Annotated in this window: 19 protein-coding genes; 13 read left to right on the top strand and 6 right to left on the bottom strand. The window is 45.0% G+C overall.

From position 1 onward, the window contains the following. Positions 1–13 precede the first annotated feature (13 nt). From ACHWTJ_RS10375 to ACHWTJ_RS10350, 6 genes are all read left to right on the top strand, one after another. The gene (locus ACHWTJ_RS10375) at positions 14–748 is read left to right on the top strand and encodes a nuclease-related domain-containing protein (RefSeq protein WP_394679660.1); all 735 of its coding nucleotides are present in this window, start codon (positions 14–16) and stop codon (positions 746–748) included. A 75-nt stretch (positions 749–823) separates the two neighbouring features. After that, entirely contained in the window at positions 824–1,246 is a 423-nt protein-coding gene (locus ACHWTJ_RS10370; RefSeq protein WP_023467873.1) for a MarR family winged helix-turn-helix transcriptional regulator, read from the top strand. Positions 1,247–1,314: 68 nt separating this feature from the next. Further along, positions 1,315–2,325 (top strand): hypothetical protein, encoded by a 1,011-nt coding sequence (locus ACHWTJ_RS10365; protein WP_394679659.1) that lies wholly within the window; start codon positions 1,315–1,317, stop codon positions 2,323–2,325. Positions 2,326–2,461: 136 nt separating this feature from the next. After that, a complete protein-coding gene (locus ACHWTJ_RS10360) occupies positions 2,462–2,794 on the top strand; it encodes a PadR family transcriptional regulator (RefSeq protein WP_394679658.1) in 333 nt (110 codons plus the stop codon). Next, positions 2,784–3,314: a DUF2812 domain-containing protein gene (locus ACHWTJ_RS10355; protein WP_294742212.1), complete on the top strand. Its 531-nt coding sequence runs from the start codon at positions 2,784–2,786 to the stop codon at positions 3,312–3,314. The genes ACHWTJ_RS10360 and ACHWTJ_RS10355 overlap by 11 nt, the downstream gene beginning before the upstream one ends. A 281-nt stretch (positions 3,315–3,595) precedes the next feature. Further along, the gene (locus tag ACHWTJ_RS10350; RefSeq protein WP_394679657.1) at positions 3,596–4,714 is read left to right on the top strand and encodes a hypothetical protein; all 1,119 of its coding nucleotides are present in this window, start codon (positions 3,596–3,598) and stop codon (positions 4,712–4,714) included. A gap of 76 nt (positions 4,715–4,790) precedes the next feature. On the opposite strand, the gene ACHWTJ_RS10345 is transcribed toward ACHWTJ_RS10350, so the two are convergent. Further along, positions 4,791–5,429 carry an SDR family oxidoreductase gene (locus tag ACHWTJ_RS10345; RefSeq protein ID WP_294742205.1) on the bottom strand — a complete coding sequence of 213 codons (639 nt, stop codon included), beginning with the start codon at positions 5,427–5,429 and terminating at the stop codon, positions 4,791–4,793. A gap of 264 nt (positions 5,430–5,693) precedes the next feature. On the opposite strand from ACHWTJ_RS10345, the gene ACHWTJ_RS10340 reads away from it, so the two are divergent. The 7 genes from ACHWTJ_RS10340 (at position 5,694) to ACHWTJ_RS10310 (ending at position 12,240) form a co-directional block, all read left to right on the top strand. Next, positions 5,694–6,524: a transporter substrate-binding domain-containing protein gene (locus ACHWTJ_RS10340; RefSeq protein ID WP_394679656.1), complete on the top strand. Its 831-nt coding sequence runs from the start codon at positions 5,694–5,696 to the stop codon at positions 6,522–6,524. Further along, a complete protein-coding gene (locus tag ACHWTJ_RS10335) occupies positions 6,517–7,314 on the top strand; it encodes a transporter substrate-binding domain-containing protein (protein ID WP_058705140.1) in 798 nt (265 codons plus the stop codon). Before ACHWTJ_RS10340 ends, ACHWTJ_RS10335 begins: the two co-directional genes overlap by 8 nt. A 220-nt stretch (positions 7,315–7,534) precedes the next feature. After that, positions 7,535–8,452 carry an ATP-binding cassette domain-containing protein gene (locus ACHWTJ_RS10330; protein WP_294742201.1) on the top strand — a complete coding sequence of 306 codons (918 nt, stop codon included), beginning with the start codon at positions 7,535–7,537 and terminating at the stop codon, positions 8,450–8,452. A gap of 1 nt (position 8,453) precedes the next feature. After that, positions 8,454–9,221, top strand: coding sequence for an ABC transporter permease (locus ACHWTJ_RS10325; protein ID WP_023467885.1), 768 nt, complete (start codon positions 8,454–8,456; stop codon positions 9,219–9,221). A gap of 63 nt (positions 9,222–9,284) precedes the next feature. Then, positions 9,285–10,055: a hypothetical protein gene (locus tag ACHWTJ_RS10320; protein WP_394679655.1), complete on the top strand. Its 771-nt coding sequence runs from the start codon at positions 9,285–9,287 to the stop codon at positions 10,053–10,055. Next, positions 10,052–11,278, top strand: a complete 1,227-nt coding sequence (locus ACHWTJ_RS10315) for a glycosyltransferase (protein WP_294752031.1) — start codon at positions 10,052–10,054, stop codon at positions 11,276–11,278. Before ACHWTJ_RS10320 ends, ACHWTJ_RS10315 begins: the two co-directional genes overlap by 4 nt. Before the next feature lie 59 nt (positions 11,279–11,337). Continuing rightward, complete coding sequence (locus ACHWTJ_RS10310) at positions 11,338–12,240, top strand: hypothetical protein (RefSeq protein ID WP_294747035.1); 903 nt, start codon at positions 11,338–11,340, stop codon at positions 12,238–12,240. Between the two features lie 50 nt (positions 12,241–12,290). On the opposite strand, the gene ACHWTJ_RS10305 is transcribed toward ACHWTJ_RS10310, so the two are convergent. The 5 genes from ACHWTJ_RS10305 to ACHWTJ_RS10285 all read right to left on the bottom strand — a co-directional run bounded on the left by ACHWTJ_RS10305 (position 12,291) and on the right by ACHWTJ_RS10285 (position 16,303). After that, positions 12,291–12,728, bottom strand: a complete 438-nt coding sequence (locus tag ACHWTJ_RS10305; protein ID WP_394679654.1) for an Asp23/Gls24 family envelope stress response protein — start codon at positions 12,726–12,728, stop codon at positions 12,291–12,293. Between the two features lie 52 nt (positions 12,729–12,780). Then, on the bottom strand, positions 12,781–12,987 hold the full coding sequence (locus tag ACHWTJ_RS10300; protein WP_023467890.1) for a DUF2273 domain-containing protein: 207 nt from the start codon (positions 12,985–12,987) through the stop codon (positions 12,781–12,783). Between the two features lie 20 nt (positions 12,988–13,007). Continuing rightward, the gene (gene amaP / locus ACHWTJ_RS10295; RefSeq protein ID WP_035397973.1) at positions 13,008–13,550 is read right to left on the bottom strand and encodes an alkaline shock response membrane anchor protein AmaP; all 543 of its coding nucleotides are present in this window, start codon (positions 13,548–13,550) and stop codon (positions 13,008–13,010) included. 334 nt (positions 13,551–13,884) lie between these two features. Then, complete coding sequence (locus tag ACHWTJ_RS10290; protein ID WP_394679653.1) at positions 13,885–15,255, bottom strand: amino acid permease; 1,371 nt, start codon at positions 15,253–15,255, stop codon at positions 13,885–13,887. A 163-nt stretch (positions 15,256–15,418) separates the two neighbouring features. Further along, a complete protein-coding gene (locus ACHWTJ_RS10285; RefSeq protein ID WP_294742184.1) occupies positions 15,419–16,303 on the bottom strand; it encodes a hypothetical protein in 885 nt (294 codons plus the stop codon). Positions 16,304–16,348: the final 45 nt, after the last annotated feature.

Genomic DNA, 16,348 nt, shown 5'->3' with positions numbered 1-16,348 from the left:
GGAGATAAATCTAGTGGACCATGTGTTGTTGACATTCTTACCGCTCTTGATTCAAATCGGACTAATTGGCATACTGTTCTTTTTTGGAACGTTCAGTCTATTCTTTTTTGTTAAACGCAGTTCGTATCACAACAGTCGTTATTACCGACTGACGCGTGAACCGTTTTTACGCATCGTTCGTGATAAGGGGAAATGGGGCGAGTACTTGACGACACGTCAACTCGATCAAGTCTCCGGATACGGCACTTATGTTTTTAATACATACTTACCGCGTGCGCGTGGAGAAGGAACAACGGAGATCGATGTGACGTTCATCCATGAAAGTGGCATCTATGTGCTCGAATCGAAAAACTACAGCGGGTGGATTTTCGGACGCGAGCAGGACCGTCAGTGGACGCAGCAGTTCCAGAATCGCTTCAAGCAACGGTTCTATAATCCAATCAAACAAAATGAAGGGCATCTCAAAAGCATGCAACGCTTCTTAGAAGGAACGGACCCTGCATTCTTTCATTCCTTGATCGTCTTCAGCGAACGCTGTGAACTTAAAAAAATTACCGTCGATTCGGCGCATGTCCGTGTCTTGAAACGAAACGTCTTACGCAAGACGATCGAGCAACTCGCGACAGAAAAGCCGTTGACACCGAGTCAAGTGGATACGATCGCAGGAAAACTCAGGGTTCATTCACAAGTTGATCATGCTACGCAACAAGCGCATATTGATGGGATTCGTCAACGTCAGGTAAAATGAGACCGTTGACGGATTTGTTCTCCTTCAGGTATAGTGGATAAATAATAAGTAGTGCAACTATATGGAGATGATGGGATGAAAGAATCGGAATGGTCGCTTGGTATGCAATTATCCCGTAGTTATTATGCGTTCAAACGTGCTGCTGCTAAACGGATGGAAGCATTCGGACTGACACCAGAGCAGTTTTCTGTTCTGAGTGAACTCGCTAAACAAGATGGTGTTTCGCAAAAGCAACTGGCACTTGTGACAGAACGTGATCAAACGACGATTGGTAAGATTCTCGATAAGCTCGGTAAAAAAGAATTGATTGTTCGGACGCCGGATCCCCGGGACCGTCGCGCGGTTTTACTCTTGATGACACGAGAAGGACGCGACATCGTTGATCGCCTCGGACCAGAGCTCGATCAGCTACAACTCGAAGCGTTCCGTGGACTCTCCCGAGAGCAAATCGAGCAATTAAAGGAAACACTTGAGACCATTCACCGGAATGTGACGTGAATGGTTTTCCTTCGGATGTATAGTTGCACATGATATTATAAGTAATGCATATAAAAGGAGATCGTAATATGAAAGCATGGAAAGATGTCTGGTCAATGACACAAACGAAAGTGGGGCTCGTCTTCGCGATTGTCGTCCCGCTCTTGTTCCTCGTCGTCTGGATGACTGGTTACGAAGGAACGACGGAACGACTCGATCAATTGAACGTCGGAGTCGTTGGCGAAGTGAATGACCCGTTCGTCACATCACTAAAGGAAGCACCATTCACGGTCCAAACACTCGCGACGGAAGCGAAAGGGTTGGAAGCACTCGATGCCAATGAAGTCGATCTCGTTCTACAAAAGGATGATGCTTCACGTCAACTGACGGCACACGTCAGCCAGACGAATGCCGAATTCGCGAATGCGATTCTCGAGCGGGCAACGGAAACGATCGGCAAACAGCTGAATGGTGAGCCGACGTTCACGACATCGATCGTCACAGAACATGCCGTCTCGGATTTTGCCTTGTCAATGCTGCCGCTCGTTCTCGGATTCGTCATCTACATCGCGATGATGACGATGGGGATACAATTTAATCTCGTCAGTACGATTTTAAAGAGTCGTCACACAAAATGGGATCTCTTTTGGAGTCGCCAACTCTTGCACGGCATCGTCTTACTCGTCGTACCGTTACTCCTCGTCTCAATGGCGCATCTATTGACAGATATCACGACACCGTTCGTGAAGTTATGGGCATTCGAGCTCCTCGTTGTTGCGACCTGTATCGCCGTCACGCAGATGAACTTTGCGATATTCGGACCGGTGGCGCCACTCATTAATGTCGCCTTGATTCCGTTCCAGTTGATGACTGCCGGAAATATTGTCCCGGCGAAGATGCTGGCACCGTTTTATCAATCGCTCGGAACGTTCTTACCTGTTCCAAATGCCGTCTCAGGATTTGGTCGGTTATTATTCATGGATGGATCCGTTGAAACGCAATCCCTGCATTTATCATTACTTTTTGTTGGTAGTTTCTTGGTGACATGTCTAATTACAGCATGGAAAAAAGAGGGCGTTGCACAACGCGCAGTAGTTTAAAAAGTATAAGGATGAGTAAGAATCGAACATGTCTGGGCAAAGCTCAGACATGTTTTTGTTGTCACAAGATACAAAATAGGATATTTTTAGTATATCGGTATCCGATATAACGGAAGACGTAATAAGGAGTGGGGAAATGACACGCGCGGATCAAGCGACAGCATTAACAGAAGCGGTCTATTATATTTTACTTTCGCTCCAACAACCACGCCATGGTTATGGCATCATGCAATTCGTGCAGGAGCTGAGTAACGACCGTGTCAAGTTAGCAGCCGGTACCTTGTACGGGGCACTTGGCAGTTTAGTAGATAAGGGGTGGATTGAATCAATCGACCAAGAAGCGGGTCGAAAGAAAGAGTACATCATGACGACTCAGGGACGAGTGAGATTACAGCAAGAGCTAGATCGACTAAAAGAACTCGTGCGACATGGACAAGAAACGATGGGAGTGGAGCAAAGTGAGCAATAAAAAAACGGTCTATCGCTTTTATGCTGATTATGCGAAAGAAGAAGTGTGGTTAAATGAGATGGCGAATCAAGGTTGGTATTTACAACGGTTTCGACTCGGTCGTTATGTATTCGTCAAAGGTGAACCTGACCTGTATACGTATCGAATCGAATTGTTAGAATACATGCCGAAACATCCGAAGTCGCAAGAGTACTTTGAATTTTTGGAAGAAATGGACATCGAAGTCGTCGATACATCATTCCGCTGGGTCTTTCTTAGAAAACGGACTTCGAATGAACCATTTCATTTGTACTCTGACTTTGACTCGCAAATCCATCACGAACACCGGATTATGCAACTCTATAAGGTCGTGCTTTTTGTTAACATCATCGCCGTACTTATTAATTTGTTCAATCCGATTACAGACACGATGATCTGGTTCAATCTTGCAATCGTAACAGGTCTCTCATTTGTGATGCAACGCCATGAACGTAAAATTCGGACGTTGCGCGCATTGCGTACGATTGCAGAACAAGACTAAATGCATTCAAGCGGACCATTTCATCTTTCACGCTGCTAAAATGAACGTAAAGGGTGTCTGAGTTGAAGTGAAAGTTTGGAAAATAGATCAATTCCCCCAACAGGCTTGTAAGAAAGATACAATGTACCGTTTTAACATTGTATAAGTAAAGAGAAGAAATGATATCAATTAATAAATCGGGGAGTAATGATTAGGATGGATAAGCTTATCCAAAAAAATGGATGTTTTTTAACCTAGTATGTTTTGTCAGTGGAAGTATCTTTTTAGCAATCTTTTTGAAAGTGCAACAGGATCGCGCAAATGCAAAAGTTCTACCGCATTCTTCGATTACAGCCATCGATTTCAGTCCCCAACAAGACAACGTGATGTTGGTCTATCCAGGACAGGGACAAGGGAAAACGAACGATCCTGAACTTGCTTACAGTTCGATTGTCACGATCAACATGAAAGGAAAAGTAGTAAACGAACGACAGGTTCATGATCTTCATTTTACGAACTTGACGCTTGTCCAAAAACCGAGTACGCCGAATGTGTTGTATGCCTCTGGCGCAGGATATCCGAATCACTTCCATACGTTCGATTTTACGAAACGACGGTTTGTTCAACATAATGTGACGTATTTCAAACACAATCCCATGATGGAATCGATCAAACACTTTGGTCCGAATACATGGTTCAAGACGTTGAATTCATATAAAACCGGGACGCAGCGCTCGTCTCAAGGAACAGGATTTTCGCACACTTTTTCTAATTTTGATACAAAAGAAACCTATGAGACGCCTGCGCGATTCGAACCAGGAAATTCGATGATGATTGACCTAGAGCATCATCTAGCTTATGCCAGTGTTGGTAGTGAAGAAGAAAAAGCAGCGATGATTTTTTTGGATAAACGGACTGAAAAACCAGTCGTATATCGTAAAAGAGATGAACCATATGCATACTCAGCACTTTATGGAAAGGATGATACGGCATACTTCGCTAGTACGGATGGCTGGATGATTCGGATCAATGAGGCAGAGGAACAAACCGAGCGATACTATCCGTTTCTTCAGAATACGAATTTTGATAGTACTGATCCGATTCGAATGATTGATGCAACACAAGGGATTCAAGTCGTTCAGCAATTTTCTCGTGATAATCAAAATCGGGATCGCCACATCCTAGTCAAATGGACGTTCGGTCAATCATTCTCGGTTCAGGAAATCAAACCGAATTTTTGGAAAGCAGACAAATGGTACAAGTACTTATATATTCATCCCAAGACGAAAAAATCATACTTCATCGAATTTGATCCTGAACACTCGGATAAAGGAAAACTGCTCATAACGAATCAAAAGTATGAGTTGCTTCACGAGATTCCGGTGGAAGGACCGATGGGAATTGATTTTGTAATTGAATGAAAAGTAAAAGCGTCATGTAAAATCGCGGGCATCCAAAAAAGCTCACGTCTCAATTTCCGAGACGTGAGCTTTTGTATTAGAATAACTCGTTGATTGGTGTGTCACCTTCGAGCAGTGTGACGACTTGATTCGACGCCTTGTCGTGACCGATTGCAGCCAGAATAACACGTGCGACATCCTCGCGCGGAATTTTTTTAGTTGCTTGTTCGGACGGATCCGTCGTGACGTTTCCTGTGCCGGCTTCATCGGATAGTCCGCCTGGGCGAAGAATCGTGTAGTTGAGTGATGATTCCTTCAGGACACGATCCGCGTAGCGTTTTGCAATGTAATACGGCTTCATGCTGTCGGACCATGTTTCCGGCGAATCGGCATTCAAGGCACTGACCATGATGAACTGTTTTGCCTTGATTGCTTCCGCTGCTTCAATCGATTTGACGGCACCGTCGAAGTCGATCAGCATCGTCTTGTCGGCTCCTGTGTGACCGCCGGATCCTGCCGTAAAGATGATGATATCTGATCCTTGTAATGCTTCCGTGATCGTCGCGACGTCCGCTTCAAGATCGAGATGGACCGGGGTATGACCTAATTTCTCAAAATCACTGAACTGGTCCTTGGAACGTAATCCTACTCTGACATCGTGCTCCGAATCCTGCAGTAAGCGAGCAGCGTGACGACCTACTTTACCATTTGCACCAATGATGAAAATCTGACTCATGTTCCATTCCTCCATTTCACGATTTGATGATTCTGTTTCAGTATGGAAAAGACGAAGCGATTCTGTAAAGAGAGACGACTTGTAGAACTGTAACCGTCATCAAAATATCTTTTTAACGCTTTTATGCATAAAATCATCAAATTATCTTGAAATCACGTGTAAGTGTGGTAGGATAATGACTATTACCCACACCGAAAATCATTTGGGTTAAATTGTAGCAATATTCGGTGAATGGGCAACGACAAAACAGAAAGGAGAGATACGATGAGAAAGAAACCATGGCTACTGGCAGGACTTGTTTTGACAGGCGTTGCCGCTTGGACGATTTGGAATCAACAGACGGATGCCAAAGCACATGACATCTTCGAAGACCACAAGCTGGTCGTCGGGACGACGGGGGATTATAAGCCCTTTACATACTGGAACGAGGAACGGAATCGTTATCAAGGCTTTGATATCGATGTCATCCAAGCGTTCGCCAAAGCAGCAAATCTTGATGTGACGTTCGTCAAGACGACATGGCCGACATTATCGGAGGATACGAAATCAGGCAAGTTTGATATCGCTGTCGGTGGCATCACGAAGAAAGTCGAGCGCGAGGTCGTCGGAGACTTTACATCGTCGTATTTCTCCTTTCAAAAAGCACCGCTTGTAAAGAAGAAAGATGTCGAACGCTTGAATTCGCTCGCTGCAATCAATGATCCAGCAGTCAAAATCGGTGTCAATCCGGGTGGCACGAACGAAGCGTTCGTGAAGAAGCATTTTCCGAAAGCAGATGTGACCGTCTTTGAGAACAACTTGGACATCCCGAAAGCCGTAAAAAGCGGACAAGTCGATGTCATGGTGACGGACGACATCGAGGCGTTGCATTACGCGACAGGACTCGATCTTGCGGTGCCGAAACTGACAGAGGCATGGGAACCAGCCGAGATGGCATATTTGATGAAACCGGACCAAAAACAGCTTGGAGACGTTTTCCGAGTCTGGATTGAAAGTGCAGAAGGGCAAGAACAGGTTGAACAACTAAAGAAAAAATGGAACATCGTCTCGACGCGTGAGACGGTCGGAGCGAAAGGAGCGGGAGCACATGAGTAAATGGGGATGGATCGTCGTCGGAGGTGGCGTCCTGTTTGCGAGCTTATTGACGCTATGGCAATCAGAGCAACCACGACGTGTACAAGCGAAGAACGTCTTTGCGACGAAAAAAATCGTCGTCGGAACGACTGGGGATTACAAACCATTCACGTACTTGAACCGGAAGACGAACGAGTATGAAGGATTCGATATCGAAGTGATCCGTTCTTTCGCGAAGACGACCGGTATCGATGTCGAATTCGTCCCGACGACATGGCCAACGCTATCTGCTGATCTTGCTAGCGGAAAATTCGATATGGTCGTCGGGGGCGTGACGAAGAACATCGAGCGCGAGATCATCGGCGACTTCACATCGAGTTATCTGTCGTTTCAAAAGACACCGCTCGTCCGTAAAGAAGATGCTAAGCGTCTTGCTTCGATCGAACAAATCAATCGTCCAGACGTGACGATTGGTCTAAATCCAGGAGGAACGAATGAACAATTCGTCCGTAAGACGTTCACGAAGGCGAACATCGTCATGTATGAACAAAACCTCGACATCCCGCATGCGGTTGCCTCAGGTGAAGTCGATGTTATGATCACCGATACGGTCGAGGCGATTCATTATGAGGCGCTCGACAAGCGACTCGCAGCACCAAGAATTCAAGAAAAATGGATTCCGGCGGAGAAGAGTTACCTTGTTCGAGAGTCGGAAGGGGACGTTGTTGATGTCTTCAATCTGTGGATGCAATCGCACGAAGGTCAAGAAGAGATGGAGCAATTAAAAGAAAAATGGCAAGTGGCGTCTTAAGTGAGTCGTGTCTCCTGACAGCAGGAGGCACGATTTTTTCGTAACAGGAATTTGACGGAATAGAGCGAACCAAAACAAATATGAAGAAGCAAATCAGATTGTAGCGTAATCGTAAGAGATTAAAATAAGGCACCGAATCTGGTGTCTTTTTTGATTCGAGAACAGAAAAAACGGGAAAATCTTGGACATGACTTTGAATTCAGGGAAAGAAGGAATGAAGATGATTCATGTCGAGAACTTGACGAAAACGTACGATGGGAAGGATGTCGTCAAAGGCATCTCGTTCGACGTTCAGGCAGGAGAGATCTTTGCCTTTTTAGGACCGAACGGTGCAGGAAAGTCAACGACCGTCCAGATGCTGACGACGTTGATTCCTATTTCCGGTGGTCGGGCGACGATTCAAGAATTTGATATTGTCAAACAAGAGAAACAAGTTCGATTGCAAATTGGGGTCGCCTTACAAGATACCGGCATTGATGAAGATTTGACTGGACTTGAGTTACTTGTCCTCCAAGGTAAATTATTCGGATTGAGTCAGATAGAAGCCAAAACACGGGCAGAGGAATTGCTACGACTCGTCGGACTCGATCAAGACGGCAAGCGTCGGTCAGGCACTTACTCCGGCGGGATGAAACGACGACTTGATCTCGCTTTGACGCTCGTGCATCAACCGACCGTCTTGTTTCTCGACGAACCGACGACCGGACTTGACCCAGCGAGTCGTTTGCAAATCTGGAACGAGGTCCGGCGATTAAACGAAGAGTTCGGAACGACGATCTTTTTGACGACACAGTATTTGGAAGAAGCCGATCAGCTAGCCGACCGAATCGCGATCATCAATGAAGGGCAACTGATTGCGGAAGGGACGGCAGCTGAGCTGAAGGCAGCAAACGGAGAAGAACGGATCGAATTGACACTTGCGGAAAAAGAGAACGAACGAATCGTCTTAGAGACGTTTGCCGGTCGTCAGGAAAAAGACCGTCTCGTCATTCCTTCGCGGGGAACGGAGACACTGCGCGAGGTCGTCCGTTTTCTCGACGAACGGAAGATGATTGCGACGTCACTCGTCGTCAAACAACCGTCACTTGATGATGTCTTCATTCGTTTGACCGGACAAGCTTATAAGGAGGAATCGTGACATGATTCGAGAAACGTGGTTTTTGATGCGGCGAAGTCTACTCGTCACGTTGCGTAATCCGTTTTCCTTCATTCCAAACTTAATCATCAGTGTCTTTTTCCTGCTCGTCTACACGAGTGGGCTCTCTGGAATCTCGAATTTACCGCAGTTCGACGGCGTCGATTATCTGAACTTCATTTTGCCTGTTTCGATTGTTTCGGGTGCTGTTGGTGGAGCAGGGGGAGCCGGTCAAGCACTCGTCAAGGATATCGAGAGCGGTTATTTTGCACGACTCTTATTGACACCGGTCTCGCGGACGGCGATCGTTCTTGGACCGATGCTTGCTGGAATGTTGCAATTATTCGTTCAAACATTACTGATCTTCGGGATGGCATTTTTGCTTGGTCTATCGATTCCAGTCGGTGTCAGCGGCTTTTTCTTGACGATCTTACTCGCGCTTGGCTTCGGTCTTGCCTTTGCCGGTTATTCGGTCGGTGTCGCTTTGAAGACACGGAATGCACAAGCCGCCCAAGCCGGAACACTTTTATTCTTCCCGTTGATTTTTCTGTCGACGACGTTTGTGCCGAAAGACTTGATTGAAGCCGAATGGCTCAAGATTGCTGCGACGATCAATCCGACGACCTATATCATGGAAGGCATGCGTAGTGTACTGACCCGTCCGGAAATCGATTGGTCAGTCTATTGGCAAGGTTTGATTGTCGCTGCTGTTCTCAGCATTGCGATGGTGATCTTTGCTGCGTTGAACGCACGCGGAGCATTGAAAAAATAGGATATTCTTATCCAATTTAAGGGTATATATTTGAGGATTCGACGATTAAAGAGGAGGGGTTCAATGAGGCGATATGCGTTGTCACTTTTATTATTAGTAGGTCTCCTGGCTACTGTTCTTGTCTTGTATCAAATGACGTTTGACATTACGACGTCTATTCTTCATTTCTTATTGGTTCCCGTATTGATCATTATGACGCTCTTGAATGGAAGAAAAAATTTCTTGATATTGATTAGTTATGTTCTTGTCATGGGTTTTCTCTATCTCATTTTATCGTGGTATAACGAAGCATCAAACGAGCAACAGTTGTCCTACATCGGACAACACCTCTTATCCTCAGTCGGTGTCTTTTTATACTGGTTGTTCTTACGGCAGTTACGGAGTGTGTTCGAAGAGAATGCATCGCTTCAAAAGCGGGTTGCTTTACTTGAAGGGTTCTCCGCGTCACCTCAATTGCTCTCTTACAGTGAATTTTTAGACCGAACGGATTTCTTGATTGCGGGTGCGAATCGTCGTCAAGAACAAAATATGTTGCTTCATCTTCAAATTCCATACGCTAGTTTAAACAAGAAAACAATCATGCAACAATTGACGGATGCTGGACTAAAGGTATTTCGCGCTCATTATGACGTCATGTCGCAACGAAACCGTCAGGAATTCATCATCTTTCTGCAAAATACCGATCATAGTGGCGCGGAGATCGCATGGCAACGTTATGAGGATGAACTCCGTCAACGCTTTACGGTACTTGATTTTCCGTTTCAGGTCGAGATTCTTCCTGTACGATCATCTGTGGAAGAGACGTTGAAGCAACGGAAGGTGGTAGATCAATGAACCTCGTCTTGAACGTCATCATGGCGATTTTTTGGTTACTTTTACTGTATTATTCTTATCTGACGATTGCCGGCATTCTCGATCGATATGGAAAAAAACAGCCGGTCACTTTAACGGAGTATCCATCTGTCGCTATTTTGATCCCCGCACATAATGAAGGCATCGTCATGCGTCAAACACTTGAGGCGATGATGGGGATCGAGTATCCAGGGAAACTCGATGTATTTTTACTCGATGATCAGTCGCAGGATGAAACGCAAGAGATTGCTAAGGAATTTACGACGATGTTCAGTCGAGTCCATTACATCCATGTCCCAAAAGGTGAACCAATCGGAAAATCACGTGTCCTGAACTATGGGCTATCGATCACGGATTCCGAATATTTCTTAATTTTTGATGCGGACAATCAACCGAAAGCGGATACTGTGACACGACTCGTTGAACAAGCGATGACTCAAAAGAATGCGTGCGGAGCGGTTGGAATCGTTAAGACGATCAATGCGACGACGAATCTGTTGACGCGGATGATTGCAATCGAGTTCCAAGTGTTTCAGTTGATCATGCAAAGTGGTCGTTGGAAAGCATTCAAGACGGGATCGTTAGCAGGGACGAACATGCTGTTGAAACGGGATGTCATCGAAGCATTAGGTGGATATGATCCGTATGCACTGGCAGAGGATGCGGAGTTGACGATGCGGATCACGGCACTCGGTTACACACTTCCTGTCGTCTACGAGGCGGAGACGTGGGAACAAGAGCCGGAAACGATGAAAGTATACATGAAGCAACGAACACGTTGGATGCTCGGAAACATCTATTTATTAGAAAAATCACTTCGGACACGAGATTTTTGGAAAGGAAGCACGCTTGTCCATTCCTTGCAGCATATCATGACGTACCTTCTCTTCATCTTCTTATTGTTAATCTCTGATATCGTCTTGATACTCGGGTTGTTCGGTTACGCATTTGACGAAGCGACGACGCCACTTATCATGTTTTGGTTCATGACATATCTTGTCTACACGATTCAAATCTTAGCGGCGCAAGAACTCGAAAGAACTGCCACCCCGAAGAATGTCCTCGTTGGGTTGATCATGTACTTTACTTACGCCCAATTATTCGTCATTCTTTTATTCCGTGGAATGTATGCTTATCTCAAAAGTAAGGTACGCAAAGAGGTCATCGTCTGGGATAAGACGAAGCGCGTCAAAATCGAGTCATGAAAAAAGGACTAGGGGTTGGCCTACTCATCATGTTGTTAGCGGGGGGAGTTTGGTATTTCGTGCAAAAACAAGAGGATGATATCGTTCAACTAATAGAAGCGGACTATATGCAAGACGGTATCATTCGTGCCTATGATCGTACGGATGCCCAACGTCTGTCGGAGAGTCTGGGTCAGTATATGCAATATGTATTATTGATCGATGATGAAGAGCGATTCAAAGAACAAGTACAGATACTAAACAATCATTTTTTAGTTGAGCGCGGATCAGATGTATATATCAAATGGGAGTTGGGTGAGAAAACGGCAACGAATGCTTGGATTGACGACATGCGGATTTCGGAAATGTTAATCCAAGCTGGAAAGCAATTTAATGAACCAGCATATTCAAAGCTTGCGAGCCGAATCGAGACAACTTTACTCAAGCGGCAACGAATAAACGGTAAAATTGTTGACTTTTACGATTGGGATTTAAAACAGGCAACGGATGTACTCCACTTGAACTATTTAGAACCGTCGGCACTGAAACGATTGAAAGTACTCGATTTTGCAAAAGAAAGAGTGGTTCAAGCGAAACGAGAAGGTCCATTTACGGCAGAACTCTATTTTGCAAATCAAAATGAATCAAAGTGGGCAGATGACAAAGTCGTGAATATGATTGATCAAGTCTTGATTGAACGATTACGCGTAGGCGTGACGGGTGAGTCAGACGCGTCTTTTCGATCGTTCATCTCTAAAGAACTGAAGAAGGGGAAAGTATATGCGCGGTACGATCGTTTATCAGAGACACCGACGATGAAAGACGAATCAAGCTCCGTCTATGCTTTACTCGTACCTCTTTTGACTGGTAAAGAACGTTCTTTTGTACTCAATCGTCTGCAAGAGATTGAGACAACGAATGCTAAAGAGACGCACGTGTTTGACGTTCTGAATAAAGCCGTCATTTTAAAAGAATTTGAATAAGAAAAAGCTGGAACGAATTTTTCCGTTTCCAGCTTTTAGTTTGCTTGTGATTACTTGATATCGCGTTTTTCTTGCTCTTCTTTCGACGATTTGCTTTTTGCGTCGAACTCTGAACGTGTCATGACATCTTCGACATGCATGTTGATTTCGACGACATCGAGTCCTGTCATATCATGGACTGATTTTTTGATTTTCGTTACAGCGTCTTGGAAGATCGATGGGATGTTTTTGCCGTACTCGACGATGACTTTTAAGTCGAGTGCGACTTGTCGTTCGCCGACTTCTGCGTCGATGCCTTTTGTGATATCTTCCGTGCTCCGGAAACGATCTGTCAATCCACTCATGAAGCCACCGCTCATTGAGAGGATGCCTTTGACATCATTTGATGCGATACCGGCGATTTTTTTAATGACTTGATCTTCGAATGTGAGTTTGTTTTCGCGCACTACTTCGTTTTCGTTTTGTTTAGTGTTGATTTCGTTAGCCATGAGAAATCTCTCCTTTTAGTGTAAGTTGAATGATTTTTTATTCTCTGTATGCTCAATCCCGTTGAAAGAATTGAATCCATCCCTCGACATCTAGCGCATTATCCCGCCACTGACCAATCAAGTAACCGATTGTTGCGAATACGATGATCAACAACGTCGGTCCAAAACCGATCGTCAAGAACAAGGTGGCGAGGATCAGTCCGACTAGCCCGCCGAGTAGACGGTAGCGATACGGACGAAGTGCTTCGCTCGTTTTCATGATCTTCCTCCTCTCGTATCTTAGACGACGCGTTCAGACGTTTTTGTCTTCGTGTCACTGATCCGGACGCGCGTTTTCGTTACAGGTAGTTCAAGCAACGATTCGACTGCATGTTTGGCACGTTCTTGAATATCTTTGCCGATAGTCGGCAAGCCCTCTTGACCAAAGACGGAACAATCAACTTCAAGAGCGACGGTTTCTTTTTTCGAGTGAATGTCCGCGTTGACGCGTGGAGAACGTACGCCGTTGATACCACGAATCGACTCGAGTGCTGTTCGTTCAATCGTTTGTTTTGAGATCGTGATGTTTCCGTCACCCGTTTGAATCAGGAGACGTTGTCCTTTTGAACGACTGAGTAGTCCAGTGAATAATAGAATGACAAATACGAATGCTAGGAAGCCACCAAGTGATAAAATCGTGTAGCTATACCATTGTTGATCTTGCCACTGTTCAATCAAAGGACTGAGTCGTGGAACATCATAGACGCCAAGTACTAATAGACCGACGCTGACTAAACCGAGAATGCCGATTAGGACGAGTAGAAAACGATTAAATCCGTTCATGTTACACCTCTCCTTTCTGTCGTTAAAATGTTTTAACGTGATTGTTCTACACATGAAATATTATGTGTATGGTGAGAATATTCCCGCTCAAACGAACTCGAAACATAAAAATACACTTTTGTAAAAAAGACTATTTATTCTGAAAATTAATCTGTTTATTAGAAAAATAGTAGATAAAATACGGCTTTATGCATTAAATTCAAGAATGTTATGATGTCCGAAGGGATTAAGCGTTCGCGAAAAATGTTTATCATGAATATTATTTAATGTCAATATAGAAAAAGATAGACATCAAAAACTCCTCTCATGCGGTCATGAGAGGAGAAATAGACGCTTATTTTTCGATTTTCGGTACTTTTACAATGTAATAGACCGTACTTAAGATCAAGAAAGCGATCCCGATCAAGATTGAAACGCGTGTCTCATCGTTGAACAACATCCCGACGAGCACTATGATAAGTGCGCCGATTGACAGATAGTTCGTCACTGGTGCACCAGGCATCTTGAACGGATGTGACGCTGTCCGTTCACTTTCAAGTTTACGATACCGGATATGACTGATTAAAATCGCGAACCACGGTACCATCCCTGGTAGTACCGAAGCACTGTAGACATACACGAAGATGTTCGTATCCTTCCCGAGAACGAGTGGGAGGACGATGTCGAGAATGACACCGAAGAAAATTCCGATTGAAATGGCGAGGACCGTATAGAGTGGAATTCCACGTTTGTTGACTTTCAAGAAGAAAGACGGAACTTGTTCTTTTTCAGCCAATGCGTAGATCATCCGACTCGCGCTGAAGATTCCTGAATTACAACCAGATAAAGCAGCCGTGATGACGACGAAGTTGATGATACCGGCAGCGATCGTGACACCGACCTTCGCAAATGTCGCAACGAACGGGCTTCCGAGATCGGACAACTCGTTCCACGGATACACCGTGACGATGATGAAGATGGATCCGACGTAGAAAATTAAAATGCGCCAGACGACACCATTGATCGCCTTCGTGATGTTCTTCTCTGGATCTTTCGTTTCTCCAGCTGTCACGCCGATCAACTCAACACCGATATAAGAGGCGAAGACGATCGAGAGCGCAAAGAAGAAGCCGGTGAAACCATTTGCGAAAAATCCACCGTTCGCCCAAAGGTTTGAGAAGCCGACCGGATTTCCGTCATTCCCTAGACCGAAGAAGATGATGCCAAATCCAGCGACGATCATTAGAAGAATCGTCATTACTTTGATTGAGGCGAACCAGAACTCGAGTTCACCGAACATCTTGACGGAAGCGAGGTTCGCAAGCGTCAAGAGAATGATGACGACGACCCCTGGAATCCAAGTCGGTAGTTCCGGCCACCAGAAGCGTAAGTATGTTCCAACAGCAATGACTTCACTCATCCCGACGACGACCCAGTTGAAGATGTTACTGCTTGCTGTCAAAAAACCAGCAGCTGGATGGATATAATCGTTTGCGAACTTTGCGTACGATCCACTATGAGGATGGGTGTAGACCATCTCACCGAGTGCCCGCATGATGAAAAAGATAAAAACTCCGGCTAGCATGTACGCAAGTAAGACCGATGGACCTGTCCAAGCGATCGTACTGGATGCCCCGAGGAAGAGACCCACACCAATCGTTCCTCCGAGCGCAATCATTTGTACCTGTCGTGCTGTTAAATCTCGTTTCAAATTCGAACTCATCATTTCCCCCAAAAAAATTCTGTGACGTCATAATGTTCAGACAACTTGTCGTAAGAACTATAAAGCTGAGTATACTATCCTCGGATAGGACACGGCTAGTCTTTTTGAAAATTTGAAATAGAGTTTTCAGAAATTAGATAATTATGAAACAAACATGTAACAGCTTTCATTCGCCCATGAGTAGAGTATCAAGTCGCTGACCTAGTCTACCAACATACAAATGCTCAGCGGTCGCTAAGACAATCAAATCATCACGCATTGTAAGGTCGCCTGACAGGGAAATTCCTTGTTCGGTCATGAAACGAATCGAGCGAATGCTTTTAAAAAGTGTTCCGCTTCGTTCCAGGAGTTTTGCTTCCTCAGTGTTTGTGGCAAGTAGATAGTCACCGTACCGGGCGAACTGAGAAAAGGTAATCGTTGGTGCCTCACAAACGAGATCGTCCTCTTGATCAATACGAACGAAACGATAATCGGAATAATAAAAAAACCAGACCTCTGTTGAGGAGCAGACGTTCAAAGCATAACAATCATCGATCGGATATTGCCGATTTTTATACTGCACTTCCCCTGTATCGTCAAAAGCGACCAGACCGAAGGCACCGTTTGAACTGGTCACGGCATCAGCATAGATACCTTCATCAAAATAACTGACCCAAATCCAGCCTTGTTCATCGATTTGCATGTTTTGAATACCGTCGTCTAAACAAAAGCTATTCAGTAACTGACCTTGAGGATCATAGATAAAGGCGTTCGGCAACCATGTACCGTCGATATCATCGTCACAACGGGAAGCGACGAGTAACAGACGTCCATCCGGAAAACGATCAACGAGAGAAAAGTCGATGTCGTTTCTTTCGACGATCGTCGTCTTTCGCCAGTCATCCTTCAATTGATGAATGGAAAGAACGTGCTTTTCACGAGATTCATTGATTGTTTCTTCAACGATTAAAATATGTCCGTCGACAGTGATGCCAGTCGCAACCGGACGTCCTGTGCGATAGGATGCAGTCAAACGACGTAGTGGAAAATGGGCGAGCGGGGATGTGAGCATGGCAGGACCTCCTGTTTGTTGTAAAAAAACAGTCCGTCGACAGAC

This window comes from uncultured Exiguobacterium sp. (assembly GCF_964277885.1).
In the GTDB taxonomy this organism is placed as follows: domain Bacteria; phylum Bacillota; class Bacilli; order Exiguobacteriales; family Exiguobacteriaceae; genus Exiguobacterium_A.
The sequence above is the reverse complement of the archived record's forward strand: the minus strand, read 5'-3'. Positions and strand labels throughout refer to the sequence as shown.